This is a genomic window from Sphingomonas sabuli, from assembly GCF_014352855.1.
GTDB lineage: Bacteria > Pseudomonadota > Alphaproteobacteria > Sphingomonadales > Sphingomonadaceae > Sphingomicrobium > Sphingomicrobium sabuli.
On record NZ_CP060697.1, the window covers coordinates 1,346,884 to 1,364,133 of the forward strand.

Below are 17,250 nucleotides of genomic sequence, written 5' to 3' on the forward strand. Positions count from 1 at the left end.
CATGAACGAGGAACGCAAGATCGAGGTCGAGGAAGTGGAGGCGGTGACGCCGCCGCCCCGCGGCCGCGTGCCCGAGAGCGCCGGCGAAAAGCTGGATCGCAAGCGCGACTATCTGGCCGGCTTCCTTGCCGGGGAGACCGAAACCGCGCCCGCCGGCGATAGCGGCAATGCCGAGGTCAAGGAACGGATCGTCGAGGCGCTGAAGTCGATCTACGACCCCGAGATCCCGGTCGATATCTATGAGCTCGGCCTGATCTACGACGTCGCGGTCGACGCGGACGGGGACGCGCTGGTCACCATGACGCTGACCACGCCGCACTGTCCGGTTGCGGAATCCATGCCGGGCGAGGTCGAATTGCGCGTCCTGTCGGTGCCGGGCGTGCGCGACGCCAAGGTCGACCTGGTCTGGGACCCGCCCTGGGACCCGTCCAAGATGAGCGACGAAGCCCGCCTCGAACTGGGAATGCTGTGAAACTCAATCCCACACGCCGTTCGTCCCCAGCGAAGTCGAGGGGCGCGCCGTGGACGGTCGCGCCGGCGCACCTCGACTGCGCTCGGCACGAACGAATGTCTGGAGTTCGAATGTGAACAAGGAAACGAAAATCCGGCAGCGCCCGGCAGCAATCACGCTGACCGATTCGGCCAATGCGAGGGTTGCCGACCTGATGGCGCGCGCGCCCGACGGCGCCATCGGCGTCAAGCTGTCGACCCCGCGCCGAGGCTGTTCGGGCCTCGCTTATTCGGTTGACTACGTCAGCGAGGAAAATCCGGCGGACGAGAAGATCGCAACGCCCGGCGGCATCTTTTACGTCGACCGCGCGTCGGTCCTGTACCTGATCGGATCGGTGATGGATTGGCGCGAAGACGACTTCGCCGCCGGCTTCGTGTTCGAAAATCCCAACGCCACCGGGTCGTGCGGGTGCGGGGAAAGCTTCACCGTCTGACCCCCCGATGCTATGCTGCCCGGCGATGGAGGCAGTCATGCGTTACGTGATTCCCGCCGCTTTCGCGGTCCTCATTCCGCAAGCCTCGCTGGCCGGCCCGCCGCCGCAGGCGCCCACGGTCACGGAGCCCGCCGCAATCGCCAGCGCCTGGTCGGCAACCGGCCAGGAATGCCGCAAGGCGGAAGCGGCCAAGGCCGAGTCCGGCCCGGCCTGGCGCGACACGCCGGTGACGCCGAAGAAATTGACCGACCTGCCGGACGCCAACAGCTACATGGCGGTGTTTCGCACCGTGGACGGCTGCGAAGTCCCGATGAGCGTGGTCGAGTATCGCTCCGGCCAGACGCGCTAGCGCGTCGCCGTTCAGTCTTCGCCAGCGTAGAATTCGCGGATCAGCCGCAGGAAATGCGGCCACGCCGGCTCATGTTCCAGCAACACGTGGTTGCGGCTGTCGAGTTCGACGAAGCGTGCGCCCGGGATGCCATCCGCAAGCACTCGTCCGGCGGAAATCGGCACGACATTGTCGTTGGTAGCGTGCAGCACCAGGGTCGGGACCGACACTCGCGCCAGCATCGGGCGCACGTCGATGGTCGCCAGCACGTGCTGCAGTCTCACGGCATTTTCCGGAGAAGCGGACACCCGCTGCAGTTCGTTGAACCATTGCGCCTGCTCGGCCGAGCCGTCCGGGATATACAGGCTGGTGAACATCTGCCGGAAAGCAGGGTTGTCGCTGCCCCAGCCGGTCTTCGTCAGGGTGACCATGGCTTCGCGGCGAGCAAGGTCGTCGCCAGATAGCCGATGCCGCCACCCGCACGAATAACCGCCGAGCAGGACCATTCGGCGGATCCGTCCGGGATGGCGCAGCGAATAAGCGACGGCGACCGGCGCACCCTGCGAGATTGCGAAAAGGTCGAAACGTTCGACCCCGGCCGCATCCACCACCGTTTCAAGATCGTCGACCAGCTTTTCGAACGACAAGTCCGACGCGTCCCAGTCGGACATGCCGTTGCCGCGCTCGTCATAGCGGATCAGCTGGTTGGTCGAGGTCAATTCTTCCAGCCACGGCCGCCACAGCGGGCTTTCCCAGTCGAATTCGAGATGGTTGAGCCAGTTGGCGGTCTTGACCAGCGGCGGCCCGCGGCCGGCGGCCGACCAGGCCAGGCGGGTGCCGTCGCGCGCCCGGCAATAGAGGACGGCCTGTCCGGCGCGCCCCGGCTTGGATGACGGGCGATGGCGGTCGGCCCAGCGCCCGGGCGGCTGGCCGTACGCTCGCTTGAAGGCGCGGTTGAAGGCGGCCTCGCTGGTGAAGCCGACCGCGAAGGCGACCTCCGCGATGCTCTGCTTCTCCGTCGCCAGCATCCCGGCCGCCACATGCAGCCGCCAGCGGCCGCAATAGCGCATCGGCGGTTCGCCGACGGCACGCACGAACCGTTCGGCAAGGATCGTGCGCGATACGCCGGCCGCCCGCGCCAGTCGTTCGACCTGCAACGGCTCGGCATAATGCCGGTGGATCACATCAAGCGCGCGGCGCACCGCGGCGTCTTCGACCGGGCGGGACCCGGAAGCGTCCAGGGGGTGCGAACCGGCGGTTATGACGTTGGCGGACATGGGTCTCCGGCACGCGCGATCGAGATGGAAAACTAGCTGCGTCCGGCGTTTCGATCAATAAATTCGGCGACGCGGTCATTGGCCTTGGCGGACTCTGCGCTACGCTCCTTCCCGCCCGATACAGGTAAGGAAAGTGGCAATGTCCCGTGCGCTGACCCTGGTTTTCGCCATCTTCGCCTACGCCGTCTTTTTCGCGACCTTTCTCTACCTGATCCTGTTCGTCGGGGACTTCAGCCTTGGGTCGGTGACGCTGCGCACGGTCAACGCGCCGCCGACGACCCTGCCGGTCGCCGGCGCGCTGGCCATCGATGTCGCCCTCATCGCGCTGTTCGGCATCCAGCACAGCGTGATGGCGCGCCAGGGGTTCAAGAAGGCCTGGACGCGCGTCGTTCCGCCTTATGCGGAACGCAGCGTCTACGTGCTGATCGCCAGCCTGATCCTCGTCATCCTGTTCCGCTTCTGGGAAGCGGTGCCGATCGTCATCTGGGACCTGTCGCGCACGCTCCTGTCCGGTCCGATTTGGCTGGTGTTCTGGGCCGGCTGGCTGACGGTCCTGACCAGCACCTTTTTGATCAACCATTTCGAACTGTTCGGCCTGCAACAGGCTTGGTTCCGGCTGCGCAACCGCAAGTTCGAGGAGCCGCAGTTCCGCACACCCTTCCTCTATCGTTTCGTCCGCCACCCGCTGTACCTGGGCTTCATGCTCGCCTTTTGGGCGGTGCCGACGATGACCGTCAGCCACCTCGTGCTGGCGATCGGCATGTCCGCCTACATGATCATCGCCATCGGCTACGAGGAACGCGACCTGGTCGGCTTCCACGGCGACAAATATGAGGAGTATCGCGGCCGGGTCGGCATGCTGCTGCCCCGTTTCGGCCGGCGCGCCTGACGCGCTGCATTTGCGGGAGCAAGCATAGCCGCTAAGGCGCGCGGCAGATGAAGCCGCCATACGACCGCGTCGACGACTGGATCTTCGACCTCGACAATTGCCTGTACCCGGCGTCGACCGGCCTGTTCACGCTGATCGACGAGCGCATGAACGCTTATATCCGCCGCCTGCTCGACTGCGATGCGATCGAGGCGCACCGGGTGCAGAAGGCGCATTTCCATGCGCACGGAACGACGCTTGCGGGGCTCATGGCCGAACATGACGTCGACCCGACCGACTTCCTCACCGACGTCCATGCCATTCCGATGGACCGGATCGAGCGCAACGACCGGCTTGCCGCCAGCCTCGATCGTCTGCCCGGCCGCAAGTTCATCTTCACCAACGGCGACGCCAATTACGCCGGGCGGGTGCTCGACAGCATCGGGATCGCCGACCGTTTCGACGACATGCACGACATCCACGCCAGCAGTTACAAGCCCAAGCCCGACCCGCACGGCTATGCCTTGCTGTGCGAACGGTTCGGTATCGACCCGGCGCGGGCCCTGTTCGCCGACGACATCGCCTGCAACCTGGCCCCGGCGAAAGCGCTGGGCATGACCACGGTGTGGGTCGACAACGGGTCCGAACGCGGTACGCACGGACACGGCGATTTCATCGACCATCGTATCGAAGACGTCAGCGACTGGCTGGAAGACATTCTCGGGGAGGCATCATGAATTCCGACATCCAGCAGGTGATCGACAACGCCTGGGAACAGCGTGACACGATCGGCGGCGAAACACGGGGCGAGGTTCGCGACGCGGTGGAGGCGGCGATCGCCGCGCTCGACAGCGGCGAGGCCCGCATCGCCGAACAGCAAGACGGCGACTGGGTCGTTCACCAGTGGCTGAAGAAAGCGGTTCTGCTGTCCTTCCGGCTCAACCCGATGGAGCTGATCGGCGGCGGGCCGGGCGGTGCAAGCTGGTGGGACAAGGTGCCGTCCAAGTTCGCCGGCTGGGGCGAGGCCGAATTCAGGGCCGCCGCCTTTCGCGCAGTGCCCGGGGCAATCGTCCGCCGCGGCGCCTTCGTTGCGCCCAATGCCGTGCTGATGCCCAGCTTCGTCAATATCGGCGCCCGCGTCGGCGAAGGGGCGATGATCGACACCTGGGCGACGGTCGGCAGCTGCGCCCAGATCGGCCGCAACGTCCATATCTCCGGCGGCGCCGGCATCGGCGGCGTGCTCGAGCCGTTGCAGGCGGGGCCGGTGATCATCGAGGATGACTGCTTCATCGGTGCCCGTTCTGAAGTCGCCGAAGGCGTCGTCGTCGAACAGGGGTCGGTGCTGTCGATGGGCGTGTTCCTGGGCGCGTCGACCAAGATAGTCGACCGGTCGACCGGCGCCGTCAGCTACGGCCGCGTCCCCGCTTATTCGGTCGTCGTGCCCGGCGCGCTGCCGTCGGACAAGGGCGGGCCAAGCCTGGCCTGCGCGGTGATCGTCAAGCGCGTCGACGAACGCACCCGGTCGAAGACCAGCATCAACGAATTGCTGCGGGACTGATAAGCTCGCCTTATCGGTTGCCGCGCCGCTTTGATTGGGCGGGACGGGCTGCGCCGTCTAGGCACGGCTTATGTCTCCCCGCGATGGCGCCATGACTGATATTCGTCCCGCCGCACCGCCGGCGGCAACCGCCGCGGCGGCGCCGATGGGCCGTACCGAATGGGCGATGCTCGGCCTGCTGGCGCTGATCTGGGGCTCGGCCTTCCTGTTCATCAAGGTCGCGGTGCAGGACTTCGTGCCGGTCACCTACGTGTGGTTCCGGCTGGTCATCGCCGCCGCCGCCCTGGCCGGCGGGCTTGCCCTGCTCGGCCGTCCGTTGCGCCTGCCGTGGCGCGTGTGGGGCGCGATCGCCATCCTCGCCATCCTCAACAACATCGTCCCCTTCATGCTGTTCGGCTGGGGCCAGCAGCATATCGCCAGCGGCCTTGCCGCCATTCTCCAGGCGACGACTCCGATCTTCGCCGTGCTGGCGGCGCATTTCCTGACCGTCGACGAAAAACTGGTCGTGCGCCGCCTGGTCGGCGTGCTGGTCGGTTTTGCCGGGGTCGCGGTGATGATCGGCCCGCAGATCGTCGGCGACAGCGGCAATCACCTGGTGGCGCAGCTCGCCTGCCTCGTCGGCTCCCTGCTCTACGCGCTGGCCGGCATTTTTGCCCGCCGTTTCCAGGCCATGGGCGTCGCCCCGCTCCAGCTGGCGGCGGGCCAATTCGTCGCCGGGGCGATCATGCTCGCCCCCGTCGCCCTGCTGTTCGGACAGCCGTTCGATTCCCTGCCCACCTCGTGGCAGGCCTGGGGCGCGGTCGCGGTGCTGGCGCTCGTCTGCTCGGCCTTCGCCTACATCGTCTTCTTCCGGCTGCTGGAGCGCGCCGGGGCGACCAATTCGATGCTCGTCACGCTGCTTGTCCCGCCGATCGCAATCCTGGTCGGCGCGGCGGTGCTGGGCGAACGGCTGAGCATCAACCAGTTCGCCGGCCTCGGGCTGATCGCGCTCGGTCTCGCCGCGATCGACGGGCGGCTGCTCAGCTGGCTGCGGGGCGGCCGGCCTCGGCGAGCAGCTTAGCCGCTTCGGCGCCGGCCCAGTCGAGGTCGCCGACATACCGCCATATCTCGCGGCCCGACGCATCGTAGAGCACGGTCGTCGGCATCACCTGCACGCCAAGCGCGCTGGTCAGCGCCATCTTGGGATCCTGGTAAGCGCCCAGGTCCGCGGCCCCGAGTTCGGCGAGCGCGGCTTCGATCGACGTTTGCGGGCCGACGTCCTGGCTGACCGCGATCACCGCCAGCGCCCCGTCCCCGTCATGCTTGCGCGCCAAGGCGTTGAGTGTCGGCAGCTCCTTCTTGCACGGTGCGCACCAGGTCGCCCACAGGTTGAGCAGGATGGGCACCCGCTCGGCATCCGCCAGGCTTTCGGTACTGCCGTCCGGGGCCAGGATTTCGACGTCGGGCATCGGCGTGCCCGCATGGCTTCGGTCGAGGCCCTTGGCCGGCACGCCCGCCACCTGTTCCACCGGCTCGTCCGCCGCATTCTCCCCGCACGCGCCAAGCAGGGCGAGCGGCACCGCGGCCGCCAGAATCGTCCATCGGTTCATGGTTCAGGCGGATAGGGAGCGGCGGCCGGGCGCACAAGCGGCTGGCACATGCCCGAGCTTGGCGCTAGTCCGCAGGGCGTGACCCGGCCGCTGATCTTGCTTGCCCTTGCCGCCCTGCCGCTGGCCGGTTGCGGCAGCCGCGGCGAGCTTCGCCCGGCGGAAGGCAGCGCCCTGCCGGTCAAGCCGCTGATGGCGCGCGCGGTGCCGACGCCCGAAGACCTGCTCACGCCGCCGGCCTACGCCAACCCGGATCGCGTCGACGAACTGATGAAACGGTCCGCGCCGCGCCGGTCCGACCGCTTCGACCTGCCGCCGCCGAGCGGACAGGCGCCCGCCGCGACCGTCGAGACCACCGACGACGACAATCCCGGCGCCGACGACAACCCGACCATTCCCGAGTAGCATTGCCCGCATGACCAAGCCGATCCGCAAAGCCGTTTTCCCGGTCGCCGGGCTGGGCACCCGCCTGCTCCCCGCGACCAAGACCACGCCCAAGGAGATGCTGACGATCGTCGATCGCCCGCTCATCCAATATGCCGTCGACGAGGCGCGCGAAGCGGGGATTGAGCAGCTGATCTTCGTCACCGGCCGCGGCAAGTCGGCGCTGGTCGATTATTTCGACATCGCGTTCGAACTGGAATCGACGATGCGCGCCAAGGGCAAGGACCTTGGCGTGCTCGAACCCTCGCAGGCCGGGTTCGGCGAACTGGTGTCCGTCCGCCAGCAGCAGCCGCTGGGCCTTGGCCACGCGGTGTGGTGCGCGCGTGAGATCGTCGGCGACGAACCCTTTGCGGTGCTGCTGCCCGACGAACTGATGCTCGGTGAACCGGGCTGCCTCAAGCAGCTGATCCAGGCCTATGAAAAGGTCGGCGGCAACGTCGTCGCGGCGTTCGAAGTGCCGGCCGACGAAACCCATCAATATGGCGTCGTCGACCCGGGCACGAGCGACGGCCGCCTGACCGAGATCCGCGGCCTGGTCGAAAAGCCCGCGCCGGGGACCGCGCCGTCCAACCTGATGCTTCCCGGCCGTTATATCCTGCAGCCCGAAGTGATGCAGGAACTGGACAGCCAGGAACGCGGCGCCGGCGGCGAAATCCAGCTGACCGACGCGATGGCCAAGCTGATCGGGCGGCAGCCGTTCCATGCCTGGACTTTCGCCGGGGAACGCCATGATTGCGGCAGTGCGACCGGCTTCGTCCTTGCCAATGTCGCGGTGGCGCTGGGCCGGGCCGATACCGGCGCGGCGGTGCGGGACTTCCTCGACCGCCGCTAGGCGGCCTTGCCCTCGACGATCGCGGCCAGCCGCCGGCGCTCGGCCTCGCTGTGGCGCAACTCCTCCTGCGCCTCGCGCAGTTCGATCACGCGGCTGATGATCTTGGCATCCAGCGCGGCCTTGTCCCCGGCCAGCCGCTTGACCGCGTCGGCCCGCTCAATCTGGCGGGCGATGGTCGCGCCCAGGACGTCGAAATGACACGGCTTGCGAACCACGCCGTCGGCGCCGGCGCGAAGCGCATCGACCGCCGCGCTTGATTCCGACCGGCCGACCACCAGCAGCACCGGCATCGGCGCATGGACCGGGTCATGGCGGATCATCCGCACCAGTTCGATCCCGCTGGTCCCGGGCAGGTTGGCGTCGGCCAGCACCAGGTCGACCGGAATGCGATACATCTCGGCCAGCGCGGCCTGCGCATTGTCGGCGGTTGCGACGCGATAGCCGAACTCAGCCAGCCGCCGCGCGAGCACGCCAAGATAAGTCCGGTTGCGTTCCACCACCAGCACGCGGGGCTGGTCGCTGACGCTGCGCATCTGCAAGGCGAATTCCATGACCGCTTGCGCTAAACGGAAATGGTTAACGCGCGGCTAAACCTACGGATCGAGCTCGACGTCCCAGTACAGGTAATCGCGCCACGTATCGTGGAGGTAATTGGGCGGAAAGCTGCGGCCATGGTCCTGCAATTGCCAGCTGGTCGGCCGAATGGGCTCGCGTTCGATGTGCAGCCCGGCCTGGCGCGGGGTGCGGCCGCCCTTGCGCAGGTTGCACGGCGCGCAAGCGGTGGCGACATTCTCCCACGTTGTCCGGCCGCCCTGCGCGCGCGGCACGACATGGTCGAAGGTCAATTCCTTGTGCGACCCGCAATAGACGCAGCGGAAACGGTCGCGAAGGAACAGGTTGAACCGGGTGAAGGCGGGATATTCGTTGGGCCGGACGAACTGGCGCAGCGCAATCACCGACGGCAGCTTCAAGGCCATCGTCGCGCTGTGCACTTCGCGGTCGTAATGGGCGACCACGTCCACCCGCTCCAGGAACATCGCCTTCACCGCCGTCTGCCACGGCCACAGGCTCAGCGGGAAATAGGACAATGGCGTGTAATCGGCGTTGAGGACCAGGGCTGGGCAGCCATCCGGATGGCGTATCGGCTCGGGATGATACATGCGCGGGCAATGACCTCCTCGTCTGCCCCAACGAGATCACCCCGGCCCCTGTCGCACGCAAGGAGAGGATGGGTCGCTCGGGCCCGTCTTCCCTTGTGCCCTGCCGGATGCCATCCCGGCGTGACAGGACCATGACAACACTTCTCCAGACTCGCGGTCAATAGCGCTTGCGATGTTGACCACCCGCTTTGCCCCGTCGCCGACCGGTCCGTTGCATCTTGGCCACGCCTACAGCGCGGTTCAGGCGCATCGCGTGGCGCGGGAAAATGACGGCCGCTTCCTGCTGCGCATCGAGGACCTCGACCAGACCCGCAGCCGTGCCGAATTCGTCGACGGCATCGTCGAAGACCTGCGCTGGCTCGGCCTCGACTGGGATGGCGATCCGGTCGTCCAGTCGACACGGACCGACGCCTATCGCGCCGCGCTCGACCGGTTGCGCGACATGGGACTGGTCTACGCCTGCTTCTGCAGCCGGGGCGACATCGCCGCCGCCTTGTCCGCACCGCATGCCCGGCCCGACCATTATCCCGGGACGTGCCGCGCCTTGCCCGACAATCCGGAACGGCGGGCGCGCGATCCGCACAGCTGGCGGCTGAACGCGGGCAAGGCCCTGGCCCGGGTGCCGCCGCCGGCATGGACCGACAACGACCGCACGCTGCACGCGTCGGCCGATGATTTCGACGACGAGATCCTGGCCCGCAAGGACGCGCCGGCCGCCTATCACCTCGCCTGCGTGGTCGACGACGCGGCAAGCGGCGTGAACCTGGTGGTGCGCGGCATGGACCTGCGCGCCTCGACCCCGGTTCAGCGGCTGCTGCAAATCCTGCTCGGTCTGCCCGAACCGGCCTATTTCCACCACCGGCTGGTGCTGACCGACGATGGCCGCCGCCTGGCCAAGCGCGACCGCGCGCCGACGCTGGCCGCCCTGCGCGACACCGGCGTCGACGGGCCCGCGCTGGCCGAGGACCTGCGTACCGGACTAGTCCCGTCTGGTTTTCGGCTGGCGGTGGCCTAAATAGGCCTGCATGAACGTCCTTCTCATCATCCTGCTGGTGCTCGCCATGGCCGCGACCGCCTATGTCCTCGTCCGCGGCGTCGTCACCATGGCGCAGGGCAATGTCGGATCCAGCGAAAAGCAGCAGATGTGGATGCGCAAGCGCGTCATGTTCCAGGCGATCGCCATCATCCTCGTCGTCCTGATCCTGCTCGCTGCCGGCGCGTCCGGGAGCTGATGGTCAAGCTCAACAAGATTTACACCCGCACCGGCGATACCGGCAGCGCCGGGCTGGTCGATGGATCGCGGGTCAGCAAGTCGAGCCTGCGCATGACCGCGATCGGCGAGGTCGACGAGGCCAATGCCGCCGTCGGGCTGGCCATCGCGTCGCTTGGCGACCAGCCGCTCGCCGCGCAGCTGCGCACCGTTCAGAACGAACTGTTCGACCTTGGCGCCGACATCGCCACCCCGGGCGAGATCGACGGCGCGCTGCGCATCGTCCCGGCGCAGGTTGCGCGGCTGGAACGCGATATCGACGCGATGAACGCCGACCTCGATCCGCTGACCAGTTTCATCCTGCCCGGCGGGTCGGTCGAAGTCGCCGCCTTGCACCTCGCCCGGACGGTCGTCCGCCGCGCCGAACGGGCCGCCGTGGCACTGAACGCGGACGATCCGATCAACCCCGACGCGCTCGCATATTTGAACCGATTGTCCGACCATCTGTTCGTTGCAGCGCGGTTCGTTGCCGCAACACAGGGCGGAGACATTCTTTGGCGACCCGGCGAAACCCGCTAGACGAGCCCGCGACCGCGCTTGCGGAGCGTTTCGCCGCGACTCGCGCGCTGACCCGCGAGCTTGCCGCGCCCTTGTCCGACGCCGATGCGACGATCCAGCCGTTTCCCGACGCGTCCCCCGCCAAATGGCACATGGCGCACACCAGCTGGTTCTTCGAAACCTTCGTCCTGCGCGATCATGTCGCGGGCTATCGCGCGTTCGACGACCGCTTCGCTTACCTGTTCAACAGCTATTACGACGGGGAAGGCGCGCGCCACGACCGGCCCAAGCGCGGGATGATCAGCCGCCCTACCCTCGACGAGGTTCGCGCCTATCGCGCCCATGTCGACGCGGCGGTCATCGACGCCTTCGGCTCGCTTGGACCGGCGGCGCTCGAACTGGTTGAAATCGGCATCAATCACGAACAGCAGCACCAGGAACTGTTCCTTACCGACATCCTTGCCACGCTGGCGGAAAACCCGACCAATCCCGTCTATGCCAAGGCGGATGCTGCGCCCTGCCACGCGCCGGAACCGCTCAGCTTCCTGCCCGGCCGCACCGGCATCGTCGAGATCGGGGCAAACGGCGGCGGCTTCGCGTTCGACAGCGAAACGCCGCGTCACCGCACCATCCTGCACCCCCATGCCATTGCCAGCCGCCCGGTCACCAACGGCGAATGGCGCGATTTCATCAACGACGGCGGCTATGAAAAGCCGTCATTGTGGCTGTCGGAAGGCTGGGACTGGGTGAACCGCGAAGCCGTTCACGCCCCGCTCTACTGGCGCGGCGAAGGGCTGGCCTTCACCCTTGCCGGGGTGGTCGACCTCGATCCCGCGGCGCCGGTCGCCCACGTGTCCTATTACGAAGCCGACGCCTTCGCCCGCTGGGCCGGGGCGCGCTTGCCGACCGAGGCCGAATGGGAAGATTTCGCCGCTTCCGCCGATCCCAATATCGGCAACCAGCTCGACCGCGCCGAGGCGGTGATGCCGAAGGCGCCGGGCGACATCTTCGGCGACGTCTGGGAATGGACGCAAAGCGCCTTTGCCGCTTATCCCGGCTTCGTCCCGGCCGAAGGCACGGTCGGCGAATATAACGGCAAGTTCATGTGCGGGCAGTTCGTGCTCAAGGGCGCCAGCTGCGCGACGCCGCGCGGCCATTCGCGCGCCACCTACCGCAATTTCTTCCCCCCGCATGCGCGGTGGCAGTTCACGGGGCTTAGGCTTGCCCGCGACTCCTGATCCGCAGTTCAAGGCCGACGCGCTCGCCGGGCTCGCCTCGTCGATCCCGGCGATTCCCGCGCGCTGGCTGTATGACCATCGCGGGTCCGAACTGTTCGAACAGATCACCGAACTGCCCAGCTATTACCCGACCAAGACGGAAGGCGCGCTGCTGGCCGAAATCCTGCCGGAACTTGCAACCGTCATCCCGGACGGGCTGGCGGTGGTCGAATTCGGCGCGGGATCGTCGACCAAGACCCCGCCGCTGCTCCGTGCGATCGACCCGGCGGCCTATGTCCCCGTCGATATCAGCGGCGATTTCCTCGAACAGAGTGCGGCCGACCTGCGCAAGGTCGTGCCCGGCCTTGCGGTCCTGCCCGTCGCCGCTGATTTCGCCCGCCCGTTCGACCTGCCCGCCACGGTCGACGGCATGGCCAAGCTCGGCTTCTTCCCCGGCTCGACCATCGGCAACTTCGTCCCTCGTAGCGCGACCGACCTGCTGCGCCATTTCCGCGACCTGCTCGGCACCGGTGCGCTGCTGCTGATCGGCATGGACCGGGTCAAGCCGGTCGAACGGCTGGTCGCGGCCTATGACGAGCCCGAAGGCGTCACCGCCGCCTTCAACCTCAACCTGCTCGACCGCATCAACCGCGAGCTCGACGGCACCATCCCGGTCGACGCCTTCGCCCACGAGGCGCGCTGGAACGACATCTTGTCGCGCATCGAAATGCACCTCGTCGCCACGCGCGACGTCGACTTCACCGTCGACGGACAGGCGTTCGCCTTCACGGCCGGCCAGTCGATCCACACCGAAAACAGCCACAAATACGGCCAGCGCGGCGCGCGCGTGCTGCTGCTCGCCGGCGGCTGGACCCCGCTGCGCGAATGGGAAGCGCCCGGCGGCGATTTTTCGCTCATCCTCGCCGAGGCGCAGCCCAACCGCTTCGCCCCCTGATTGCGGCCATCGGGCACTGCGGCTAAGCGTCCGCCATGCTCCACGCTCTCTTCAATATCGCCCACCTGCTGCTGTCGGTGCTGACCTGGATCGTCATCATCCAGGTCATCCTCAGCTGGCTGGTCGCCTTCAACGTGGTCAACACCAGCAGCGGCGTGGTCCGCTCGATCGCGCTCGCGCTCGAAAAAATCACTGCGCCCTTGTACCGGCCGATCCGTGCCGTCCTGCCGGATTTCGGCGGCATCGACTTCTCGCCGCTGGTGCTGCTGCTGCTGATCCGCATCGTCGACATGCTGCTCGCGGGTGCCGAGGCCAGCCTCTACACCGGGACCCTATGACCGCAGCGCGGATCGACGGTAAGGCGGTCGCGGCGGCGCTGCGCGGCGATGTCGCCGACGCGGCGGCCGTCTTCACCGACCGTACCGGCCGCGCGCCGGGCCTCGCCACCGTGCTGGTCGGCGAGGATCCGGCCAGCGCCGTCTACGTCCGCTCCAAGGGCAAGGCGACCGGCGAAGCGGGCATGGCAAGCTTCTCCCACACATTGCCCGACACTATTTCGGAGGCCGAGCTGCTGGCGCTGGTCGACCAGCTCAACGCCGACGACCGCGTCGACGGCATTCTCGTCCAGCTGCCGTTGCCCGCGCACATCGACGCCAACCGCGTCATTGCCGCGATCGACCCGGCCAAGGACGTCGACGGCTTCCACCCGGTCAATGCCGGGCGGCTGGCGACCGGGCTGGACGGGCTGGTGCCCTGCACGCCGCTTGGCTGCCTCCATTTGCTCAAGCAGCAACTGGGCAGCCTTGCCGGCAAGGACGCGGTGGTCATCGGCCGCTCCAACATCGTCGGCAAGCCGATGGCCATGCTGCTGATCGGCGAAAGCGCGACCGTCACCGTCGCCCATTCGCGCACCCGCGACCTGCCCGACGTCGTGCGCCGCGCGGACATCGTCGTCGCCGCGGTCGGGCGGCCGGAAATGATCCGCGGCAGCTGGATCAAGCCCGGTGCGACCGTCATCGACGTCGGCATCAACCGCGTGCCCGCCGCCGAAGAGGGCAAGACCCGGCTGGTCGGCGACGTCGCCTATGACGAAGCGGCCGAGGTTGCGTCCGCGATTACCCCGGTGCCGGGCGGCGTAGGCCCGATGACCATTGCCATGCTATTGCGCAACACGGTCGTCGCCGCGCACCGCCGCGCGGGACTGCCCGACCCGGAGGGATTATGATCACCGCCTTGTTTCTGCTTGCCGCCGCCGCCGCGCCCGTAACCGCGGTCGACGCCGAACGCGCGTTCGAAGCCGAAGCGCACCAGATCGGCCAGTGGGCCGCCTTCCGCAAATGGTCGACCGCCGACAGCGTGATGTTCAATCCCAATGCGGTCTGGACCCATGAACTGCTCAAGGACGCCAAGGAGCCGAAGGAGGTGCTGCACTGGGCGCCCGCCGACAGCTGGGTGTCCTGCGACAAGCGTACCGCGGTCAACCGCGGCCCGTGGTACCTGAGCGACGGCAAGGCGACCGGCTTCTTCACCACCGTATGGATGCAGCAAAAGGAAGGCTGGCGCTGGATCTACGACGGCGGCGATTCGCTGGACACGCCGATAGCGCTGCCCAAGTCGCCGCGCATCCACGCGGCAAGCTGCACCGGCAAGGCGAAAATCCCCGCCGCCTATCGCGCGGAGGTCAAGCCGACCGAACGCATCGCCGGGCAGGCACCGGCCGATGCCGGACAGGGCCGGTCCGCCGACGGCACCTTGCTGTACGAATGGAAGGTCGAAGCCGGCGGCCGCCGCCGCATGACCGCCAAGCTGTGGAACGGCGCCGATTATGCGACGGTGCTTGACGAGGTCATCCAGGCGCCGCCAGCGACTCCGCCCAAGCCGCAATGATCGAGCTGTTCACCACCGCGTTCATCACGCTCGCGGTGATCATCGATCCGCCCGGCTGCGCGCCGATCTTCGCATCGCTGACCAGCGGCACGTCGGCCGCGCATCGCCGCGCCATGGCGATCCGCTCGGCGATGGTGGCCTGGTGCATCCTCGTCTTCTTCGCTTTGCTCGGCGAACCCCTGCTCGAAATCCTCGGCATCTCGCTCAGCGCCTTCCGGCTGGCGGGCGGGATCATGCTGTTCATCATCGCGCTGGAAATGGTGTTCGAAAAGCGCACCGAACGGCGCGAGCAGCGGGCGCAGGAGATCGAGGGCACGCCCGAGGCGGACGACGTGTCGGTGTTCCCGATGGCCATCCCGATGATCGCCGGTCCCGGCTCGATCGCGTCGATCATGCTGCTGACCGCGCGCGCTAACGGGACGATCGAACTGGCCGTGGTGATGGGCGCGATGACCGCGGTGATCGTCCTGACTTTGATCGCCCTGCTTGCCGCCGGCCCGCTGATGCGGCTGATCGGGCACAAGCTGGAAGCGATGATCACCCGCCTGCTCGGCGTCATCCTTGCCGCCCTCGCCGCCCAGTTCGTGCTCGACGGGCTGGAACGCAGTCTGCCCGGCCTCGCCGCCTAGCGGGCGATCCGCCACATCCGGAACGGCGACTTGTCCGCCAGCGGGACCGGCGTCAGCCAGCCCGGCGCCTCGCCCTTGCTCAGCTGGGCATAAAAGCCCTTCGGCGCTTCCGAACGGAAGATAGTCGTGGTCGAACTGTCCGGGCAGGTCAGCAGATAGTCGGCCTTATACTTCGCGAAGATCGCGCGCGCCTCGTCCGGCGTGCCGCGGAACGCGCGCATCACGTCGACGATCTGCTGCCCGTTGCGATGATACGGGCCAATGATCGAATCGTGGTGGGTGACCGTGATCAGCCGCGGCGCCAGGTCAACGAAGGTGAACACCACGCCCTTCGGCTGCCGCCCGACGTCGCGGTAGGAGCCGATGAAGTTGCACAGCCGGTTGGCCCGGTTGATCTGCACTTCCCGCTTGGTCGTGGTCTTCGCCGGCGCCATCTGCAGCGCCAGCGGGACCACGGCGCCAAAGCCGATCAGTGCCACCGCCGCCACGCCCAGCGTCCGGATCAGCGGCTGGCTGCTGCGGTCGAAGATCGGCGCCAGCACCCACACGATCGCGACCGCTCCGGTCACCGCCAGCACCTGCGCGGCCGGCCCTGTCCGGGTTTGCCAGAACAACAGGCCGAAGGCGGTGATGGCGGGCAGCGCCGCGGCGATGGTGCGGCGGAACAGGTCGGCGTCGATCCGGTTGCGCCAGGCCAGCAGGGTCCAGCCGATCAGCCCCGTCACCGGCAACGCCAGGATGACGCTCGCCGTCTGCCAGCCGTGGCGATAGATCGGCCGCGCCTCGCGCACCTTGCTCAGCCACAGGTCGTAGACTTCCGGCGACACGCCCTCCAGCCGGGTCAGGCAATGCGGCCAGGCCAGAGCGTGGAAAGCCGCAAGGACGACCGCCGCGCCAGCGCCCAGCGCCAGCCGCTTTTTCCAGTCCGCGGGCGACAGCCAGGCCAGCACCAGCAGCAGCGCGCTGGCCAGCAACAGATCGGACAGCCACACCGGCGACAGCGCGTCGCACACGGCTTGCCGGTTGGCGTCGGAGGCGAAGACCAGGAAGGAAAAGGCGACTCCGCCGCCAAGACTGGCCGCGTAAGCGATGGCGCGCCGCCGCTCGCCCGCGTCGACCACCCAGAACAGGGCCACCGCCGCGCCCGCGATGGCGAGGTAGATGATCATTTCCAGCCCGATCGCGAACGACAGCGCCGTGGTCACGCCCAGCGTCAGCCCGCCGCGCACGCGCTTCGGGTCGGCCAGTCCGGCGATGCTGATCGACAGCAGTGCCAGCTGCCAGCCGTGGTGGTCGACGCGGTCGGGCATGAACATCGAATTGGCCAGTCCGGCGACGACCATTGCGATCAGCGGCAGGAGGAAGGCGCGTGGATCGACCAGCCGCCGGGCGGTCAGCGCGATGCCGAACAACAGTACCAGGTACGGCAGGATCGGAGCAATGGCCGCGGCCGTGCGCTCTGCATCCGCTCCGCCGATGAACGGGCGGGTCAGCAGGATGATCGCTGCAAGCGGCAGGTCGACCAGCCGGCTCCAGTGGATGTCGGCCCCGAACGGCGGGTTCAGCCGATATTGCCGCAGGTCGAACCAGCCCTGCCCCGCGAGCAGCGCGCGCGCCTGCGACATGCGCATGTTGTCGTCGGTGTCGCCCAGCCCGAAGGCCAAAGCGGTCGACCAGCCCTTGGCCAGGAACCAGGCGGCGAACAGCATCCACGCGGCCAGCACCAGCACCATCCAGTGCCGTTCCAGGAACGCGAGGACGCGGCCGATCACGATGTCATCCTTGCGCTCGGACATG

23 protein-coding genes are annotated in these 17,250 nt (G+C 67.7%); 18 read left to right on the forward strand and 5 right to left on the reverse strand.

Annotated elements, in window-relative coordinates; genetic code table 11:
- Position 1: 1 nt before the first annotated feature.
- The 3 genes from H8M03_RS06750 (at position 2) to H8M03_RS06760 (ending at position 1,293) form a co-directional block, all read left to right on the forward strand.
- A complete protein-coding gene (locus H8M03_RS06750; RefSeq protein ID WP_187478723.1) occupies positions 2-472 on the forward strand; it encodes an SUF system Fe-S cluster assembly protein in 471 nt (156 codons plus the stop codon).
- A gap of 112 nt (positions 473-584) precedes the next feature.
- Positions 585-944, forward strand: a complete 360-nt coding sequence (locus tag H8M03_RS06755) for a HesB/IscA family protein (protein WP_187478724.1) — start codon at positions 585-587, stop codon at positions 942-944.
- 37 nt (positions 945-981) lie between these two features.
- A complete protein-coding gene (locus H8M03_RS06760; protein WP_187478725.1) occupies positions 982-1,293 on the forward strand; it encodes a hypothetical protein in 312 nt (103 codons plus the stop codon).
- 11 nt (positions 1,294-1,304) lie between these two features.
- Here the strand turns inward: H8M03_RS06760 and H8M03_RS06765 are convergent, their stop codons facing one another.
- The gene (locus tag H8M03_RS06765; protein ID WP_187478726.1) at positions 1,305-2,549 is read right to left on the reverse strand and encodes an alpha/beta fold hydrolase; all 1,245 of its coding nucleotides are present in this window, start codon (positions 2,547-2,549) and stop codon (positions 1,305-1,307) included.
- A 139-nt stretch (positions 2,550-2,688) separates the two neighbouring features.
- Here H8M03_RS06765 and mddA point away from each other — a divergent pair, with 139 nt between their 5' ends.
- The 4 genes from mddA to H8M03_RS06785 all read left to right on the forward strand — a co-directional run bounded on the left by mddA (position 2,689) and on the right by H8M03_RS06785 (position 6,035).
- Positions 2,689-3,438, forward strand: a complete 750-nt coding sequence (gene mddA / locus H8M03_RS06770; RefSeq protein ID WP_187478727.1) for a methanethiol S-methyltransferase — start codon at positions 2,689-2,691, stop codon at positions 3,436-3,438.
- Between the two features lie 47 nt (positions 3,439-3,485).
- Positions 3,486-4,154, forward strand: a complete 669-nt coding sequence (locus H8M03_RS06775; protein ID WP_187478728.1) for a pyrimidine 5'-nucleotidase — start codon at positions 3,486-3,488, stop codon at positions 4,152-4,154.
- Positions 4,151-4,975, forward strand: a complete 825-nt coding sequence (dapD, locus tag H8M03_RS06780; RefSeq protein ID WP_187478729.1) for a 2,3,4,5-tetrahydropyridine-2,6-dicarboxylate N-succinyltransferase — start codon at positions 4,151-4,153, stop codon at positions 4,973-4,975. The genes H8M03_RS06775 and dapD overlap by 4 nt, the downstream gene beginning before the upstream one ends.
- A gap of 91 nt (positions 4,976-5,066) precedes the next feature.
- Positions 5,067-6,035 (forward strand): DMT family transporter, encoded by a 969-nt coding sequence (locus H8M03_RS06785; RefSeq protein ID WP_222931857.1) that lies wholly within the window; start codon positions 5,067-5,069, stop codon positions 6,033-6,035.
- Here the strand turns inward: H8M03_RS06785 and H8M03_RS06790 are convergent.
- On the reverse strand, positions 5,995-6,564 hold the full coding sequence (locus H8M03_RS06790) for a TlpA family protein disulfide reductase (protein ID WP_187478730.1): 570 nt from the start codon (positions 6,562-6,564) through the stop codon (positions 5,995-5,997). The two genes, H8M03_RS06785 and H8M03_RS06790, sit on opposite strands and share 41 nt — an antisense overlap.
- Before the next feature lie 48 nt (positions 6,565-6,612).
- Between H8M03_RS06790 and H8M03_RS06795 the strand changes: the two genes are divergently transcribed.
- Entirely contained in the window at positions 6,613-6,966 is a 354-nt protein-coding gene (locus tag H8M03_RS06795) for a hypothetical protein (protein ID WP_343070828.1), read from the forward strand.
- 10 nt (positions 6,967-6,976) lie between these two features.
- Entirely contained in the window at positions 6,977-7,837 is an 861-nt protein-coding gene (locus H8M03_RS06800; protein ID WP_187478731.1) for a UTP--glucose-1-phosphate uridylyltransferase, read from the forward strand.
- On the opposite strand, the gene H8M03_RS06805 is transcribed toward H8M03_RS06800, so the two are convergent.
- On the reverse strand, positions 7,834-8,388 hold the full coding sequence (locus H8M03_RS06805) for a response regulator transcription factor (protein WP_187478732.1): 555 nt from the start codon (positions 8,386-8,388) through the stop codon (positions 7,834-7,836). The two genes, H8M03_RS06800 and H8M03_RS06805, sit on opposite strands and share 4 nt — an antisense overlap.
- A 42-nt stretch (positions 8,389-8,430) precedes the next feature.
- The gene (locus tag H8M03_RS06810; protein WP_187478733.1) at positions 8,431-8,997 is read right to left on the reverse strand and encodes an HNH endonuclease; all 567 of its coding nucleotides are present in this window, start codon (positions 8,995-8,997) and stop codon (positions 8,431-8,433) included.
- A 172-nt stretch (positions 8,998-9,169) separates the two neighbouring features.
- On the opposite strand from H8M03_RS06810, the gene gluQRS reads away from it, so the two are divergent.
- The 9 genes from gluQRS to H8M03_RS06855 are packed head-to-tail and all read left to right on the forward strand — an operon-like array spanning position 9,170 to position 15,453.
- Positions 9,170-10,012 carry a tRNA glutamyl-Q(34) synthetase GluQRS gene (gene gluQRS, locus H8M03_RS06815; RefSeq protein WP_187478734.1) on the forward strand — a complete coding sequence of 281 codons (843 nt, stop codon included), beginning with the start codon at positions 9,170-9,172 and terminating at the stop codon, positions 10,010-10,012.
- Positions 10,013-10,022: 10 nt separating this feature from the next.
- Entirely contained in the window at positions 10,023-10,229 is a 207-nt protein-coding gene (locus H8M03_RS06820; protein ID WP_187478735.1) for a twin transmembrane helix small protein, read from the forward strand.
- Positions 10,229-10,786 carry a cob(I)yrinic acid a,c-diamide adenosyltransferase gene (locus H8M03_RS06825; RefSeq protein ID WP_187478736.1) on the forward strand — a complete coding sequence of 186 codons (558 nt, stop codon included), beginning with the start codon at positions 10,229-10,231 and terminating at the stop codon, positions 10,784-10,786. Before H8M03_RS06820 ends, H8M03_RS06825 begins: the two co-directional genes overlap by 1 nt.
- Positions 10,762-12,003 carry an ergothioneine biosynthesis protein EgtB gene (gene egtB, locus H8M03_RS06830; RefSeq protein WP_187478737.1) on the forward strand — a complete coding sequence of 414 codons (1,242 nt, stop codon included), beginning with the start codon at positions 10,762-10,764 and terminating at the stop codon, positions 12,001-12,003. Before H8M03_RS06825 ends, egtB begins: the two co-directional genes overlap by 25 nt.
- The gene (gene egtD / locus H8M03_RS06835; protein ID WP_187478738.1) at positions 11,957-12,937 is read left to right on the forward strand and encodes an L-histidine N(alpha)-methyltransferase; all 981 of its coding nucleotides are present in this window, start codon (positions 11,957-11,959) and stop codon (positions 12,935-12,937) included. The genes egtB and egtD overlap by 47 nt, the downstream gene beginning before the upstream one ends.
- 35 nt (positions 12,938-12,972) lie before the next feature.
- Positions 12,973-13,275 carry a YggT family protein gene (locus H8M03_RS06840; protein WP_187478739.1) on the forward strand — a complete coding sequence of 101 codons (303 nt, stop codon included), beginning with the start codon at positions 12,973-12,975 and terminating at the stop codon, positions 13,273-13,275.
- On the forward strand, positions 13,272-14,162 hold the full coding sequence (gene folD, locus H8M03_RS06845) for a bifunctional methylenetetrahydrofolate dehydrogenase/methenyltetrahydrofolate cyclohydrolase FolD (RefSeq protein ID WP_187478740.1): 891 nt from the start codon (positions 13,272-13,274) through the stop codon (positions 14,160-14,162). The genes H8M03_RS06840 and folD overlap by 4 nt, the downstream gene beginning before the upstream one ends.
- Complete coding sequence (locus tag H8M03_RS06850) at positions 14,159-14,824, forward strand: hypothetical protein (protein ID WP_187478741.1); 666 nt, start codon at positions 14,159-14,161, stop codon at positions 14,822-14,824. The genes folD and H8M03_RS06850 overlap by 4 nt, the downstream gene beginning before the upstream one ends.
- Positions 14,821-15,453, forward strand: a complete 633-nt coding sequence (locus H8M03_RS06855; RefSeq protein WP_187478742.1) for a MarC family protein — start codon at positions 14,821-14,823, stop codon at positions 15,451-15,453. Before H8M03_RS06850 ends, H8M03_RS06855 begins: the two co-directional genes overlap by 4 nt.
- Here the strand turns inward: H8M03_RS06855 and H8M03_RS06860 are convergent.
- Positions 15,450-17,249: an AcrB/AcrD/AcrF family protein gene (locus H8M03_RS06860; RefSeq protein WP_187478743.1), complete on the reverse strand. Its 1,800-nt coding sequence runs from the start codon at positions 17,247-17,249 to the stop codon at positions 15,450-15,452. The two genes, H8M03_RS06855 and H8M03_RS06860, sit on opposite strands and share 4 nt — an antisense overlap.
- Position 17,250 lies beyond the last annotated feature (1 nt).

Coding starts and splice junctions, on each gene's coding strand:
- H8M03_RS06760 (WP_187478725.1), top strand. CDS start 982: ATGCGTTACGTGATTCCCGCCGCTTTCGCGGTCCTCATTCCGCAAGCC.
- H8M03_RS06805 (WP_187478732.1), bottom strand. CDS start 8,388: ATGGAATTCGCCTTGCAGATGCGCAGCGTCAGCGACCAGCCCCGCGTG.
- H8M03_RS06855 (WP_187478742.1), top strand. CDS start 14,821: ATGATCGAGCTGTTCACCACCGCGTTCATCACGCTCGCGGTGATCATC.
- H8M03_RS06860 (WP_187478743.1), bottom strand. CDS start 17,249: ATGTCCGAGCGCAAGGATGACATCGTGATCGGCCGCGTCCTCGCGTTC.
- H8M03_RS06785 (WP_222931857.1), top strand. CDS start 5,067: ATGACTGATATTCGTCCCGCCGCACCGCCGGCGGCAACCGCCGCGGCG.
- H8M03_RS06820 (WP_187478735.1), top strand. CDS start 10,023: ATGAACGTCCTTCTCATCATCCTGCTGGTGCTCGCCATGGCCGCGACC.
- mddA (WP_187478727.1), top strand. CDS start 2,689: ATGTCCCGTGCGCTGACCCTGGTTTTCGCCATCTTCGCCTACGCCGTC.
- H8M03_RS06825 (WP_187478736.1), top strand. CDS start 10,229: ATGGTCAAGCTCAACAAGATTTACACCCGCACCGGCGATACCGGCAGC.
- H8M03_RS06800 (WP_187478731.1), top strand. CDS start 6,977: ATGACCAAGCCGATCCGCAAAGCCGTTTTCCCGGTCGCCGGGCTGGGC.
- H8M03_RS06790 (WP_187478730.1), bottom strand. CDS start 6,564: ATGAACCGATGGACGATTCTGGCGGCCGCGGTGCCGCTCGCCCTGCTT.
- H8M03_RS06750 (WP_187478723.1), top strand. CDS start 2: ATGAACGAGGAACGCAAGATCGAGGTCGAGGAAGTGGAGGCGGTGACG.
- H8M03_RS06840 (WP_187478739.1), top strand. CDS start 12,973: ATGCTCCACGCTCTCTTCAATATCGCCCACCTGCTGCTGTCGGTGCTG.
- H8M03_RS06810 (WP_187478733.1), bottom strand. CDS start 8,997: ATGTATCATCCCGAGCCGATACGCCATCCGGATGGCTGCCCAGCCCTG.
- H8M03_RS06795 (WP_343070828.1), top strand. CDS start 6,613: ATGCCCGAGCTTGGCGCTAGTCCGCAGGGCGTGACCCGGCCGCTGATC.
- H8M03_RS06775 (WP_187478728.1), top strand. CDS start 3,486: ATGAAGCCGCCATACGACCGCGTCGACGACTGGATCTTCGACCTCGAC.
- H8M03_RS06765 (WP_187478726.1), bottom strand. CDS start 2,549: ATGTCCGCCAACGTCATAACCGCCGGTTCGCACCCCCTGGACGCTTCC.
- folD (WP_187478740.1), top strand. CDS start 13,272: ATGACCGCAGCGCGGATCGACGGTAAGGCGGTCGCGGCGGCGCTGCGC.
- gluQRS (WP_187478734.1), top strand. CDS start 9,170: ATGTTGACCACCCGCTTTGCCCCGTCGCCGACCGGTCCGTTGCATCTT.
- H8M03_RS06850 (WP_187478741.1), top strand. CDS start 14,159: ATGATCACCGCCTTGTTTCTGCTTGCCGCCGCCGCCGCGCCCGTAACC.
- dapD (WP_187478729.1), top strand. CDS start 4,151: ATGAATTCCGACATCCAGCAGGTGATCGACAACGCCTGGGAACAGCGT.
- egtD (WP_187478738.1), top strand. CDS start 11,957: ATGCGCGGTGGCAGTTCACGGGGCTTAGGCTTGCCCGCGACTCCTGAT.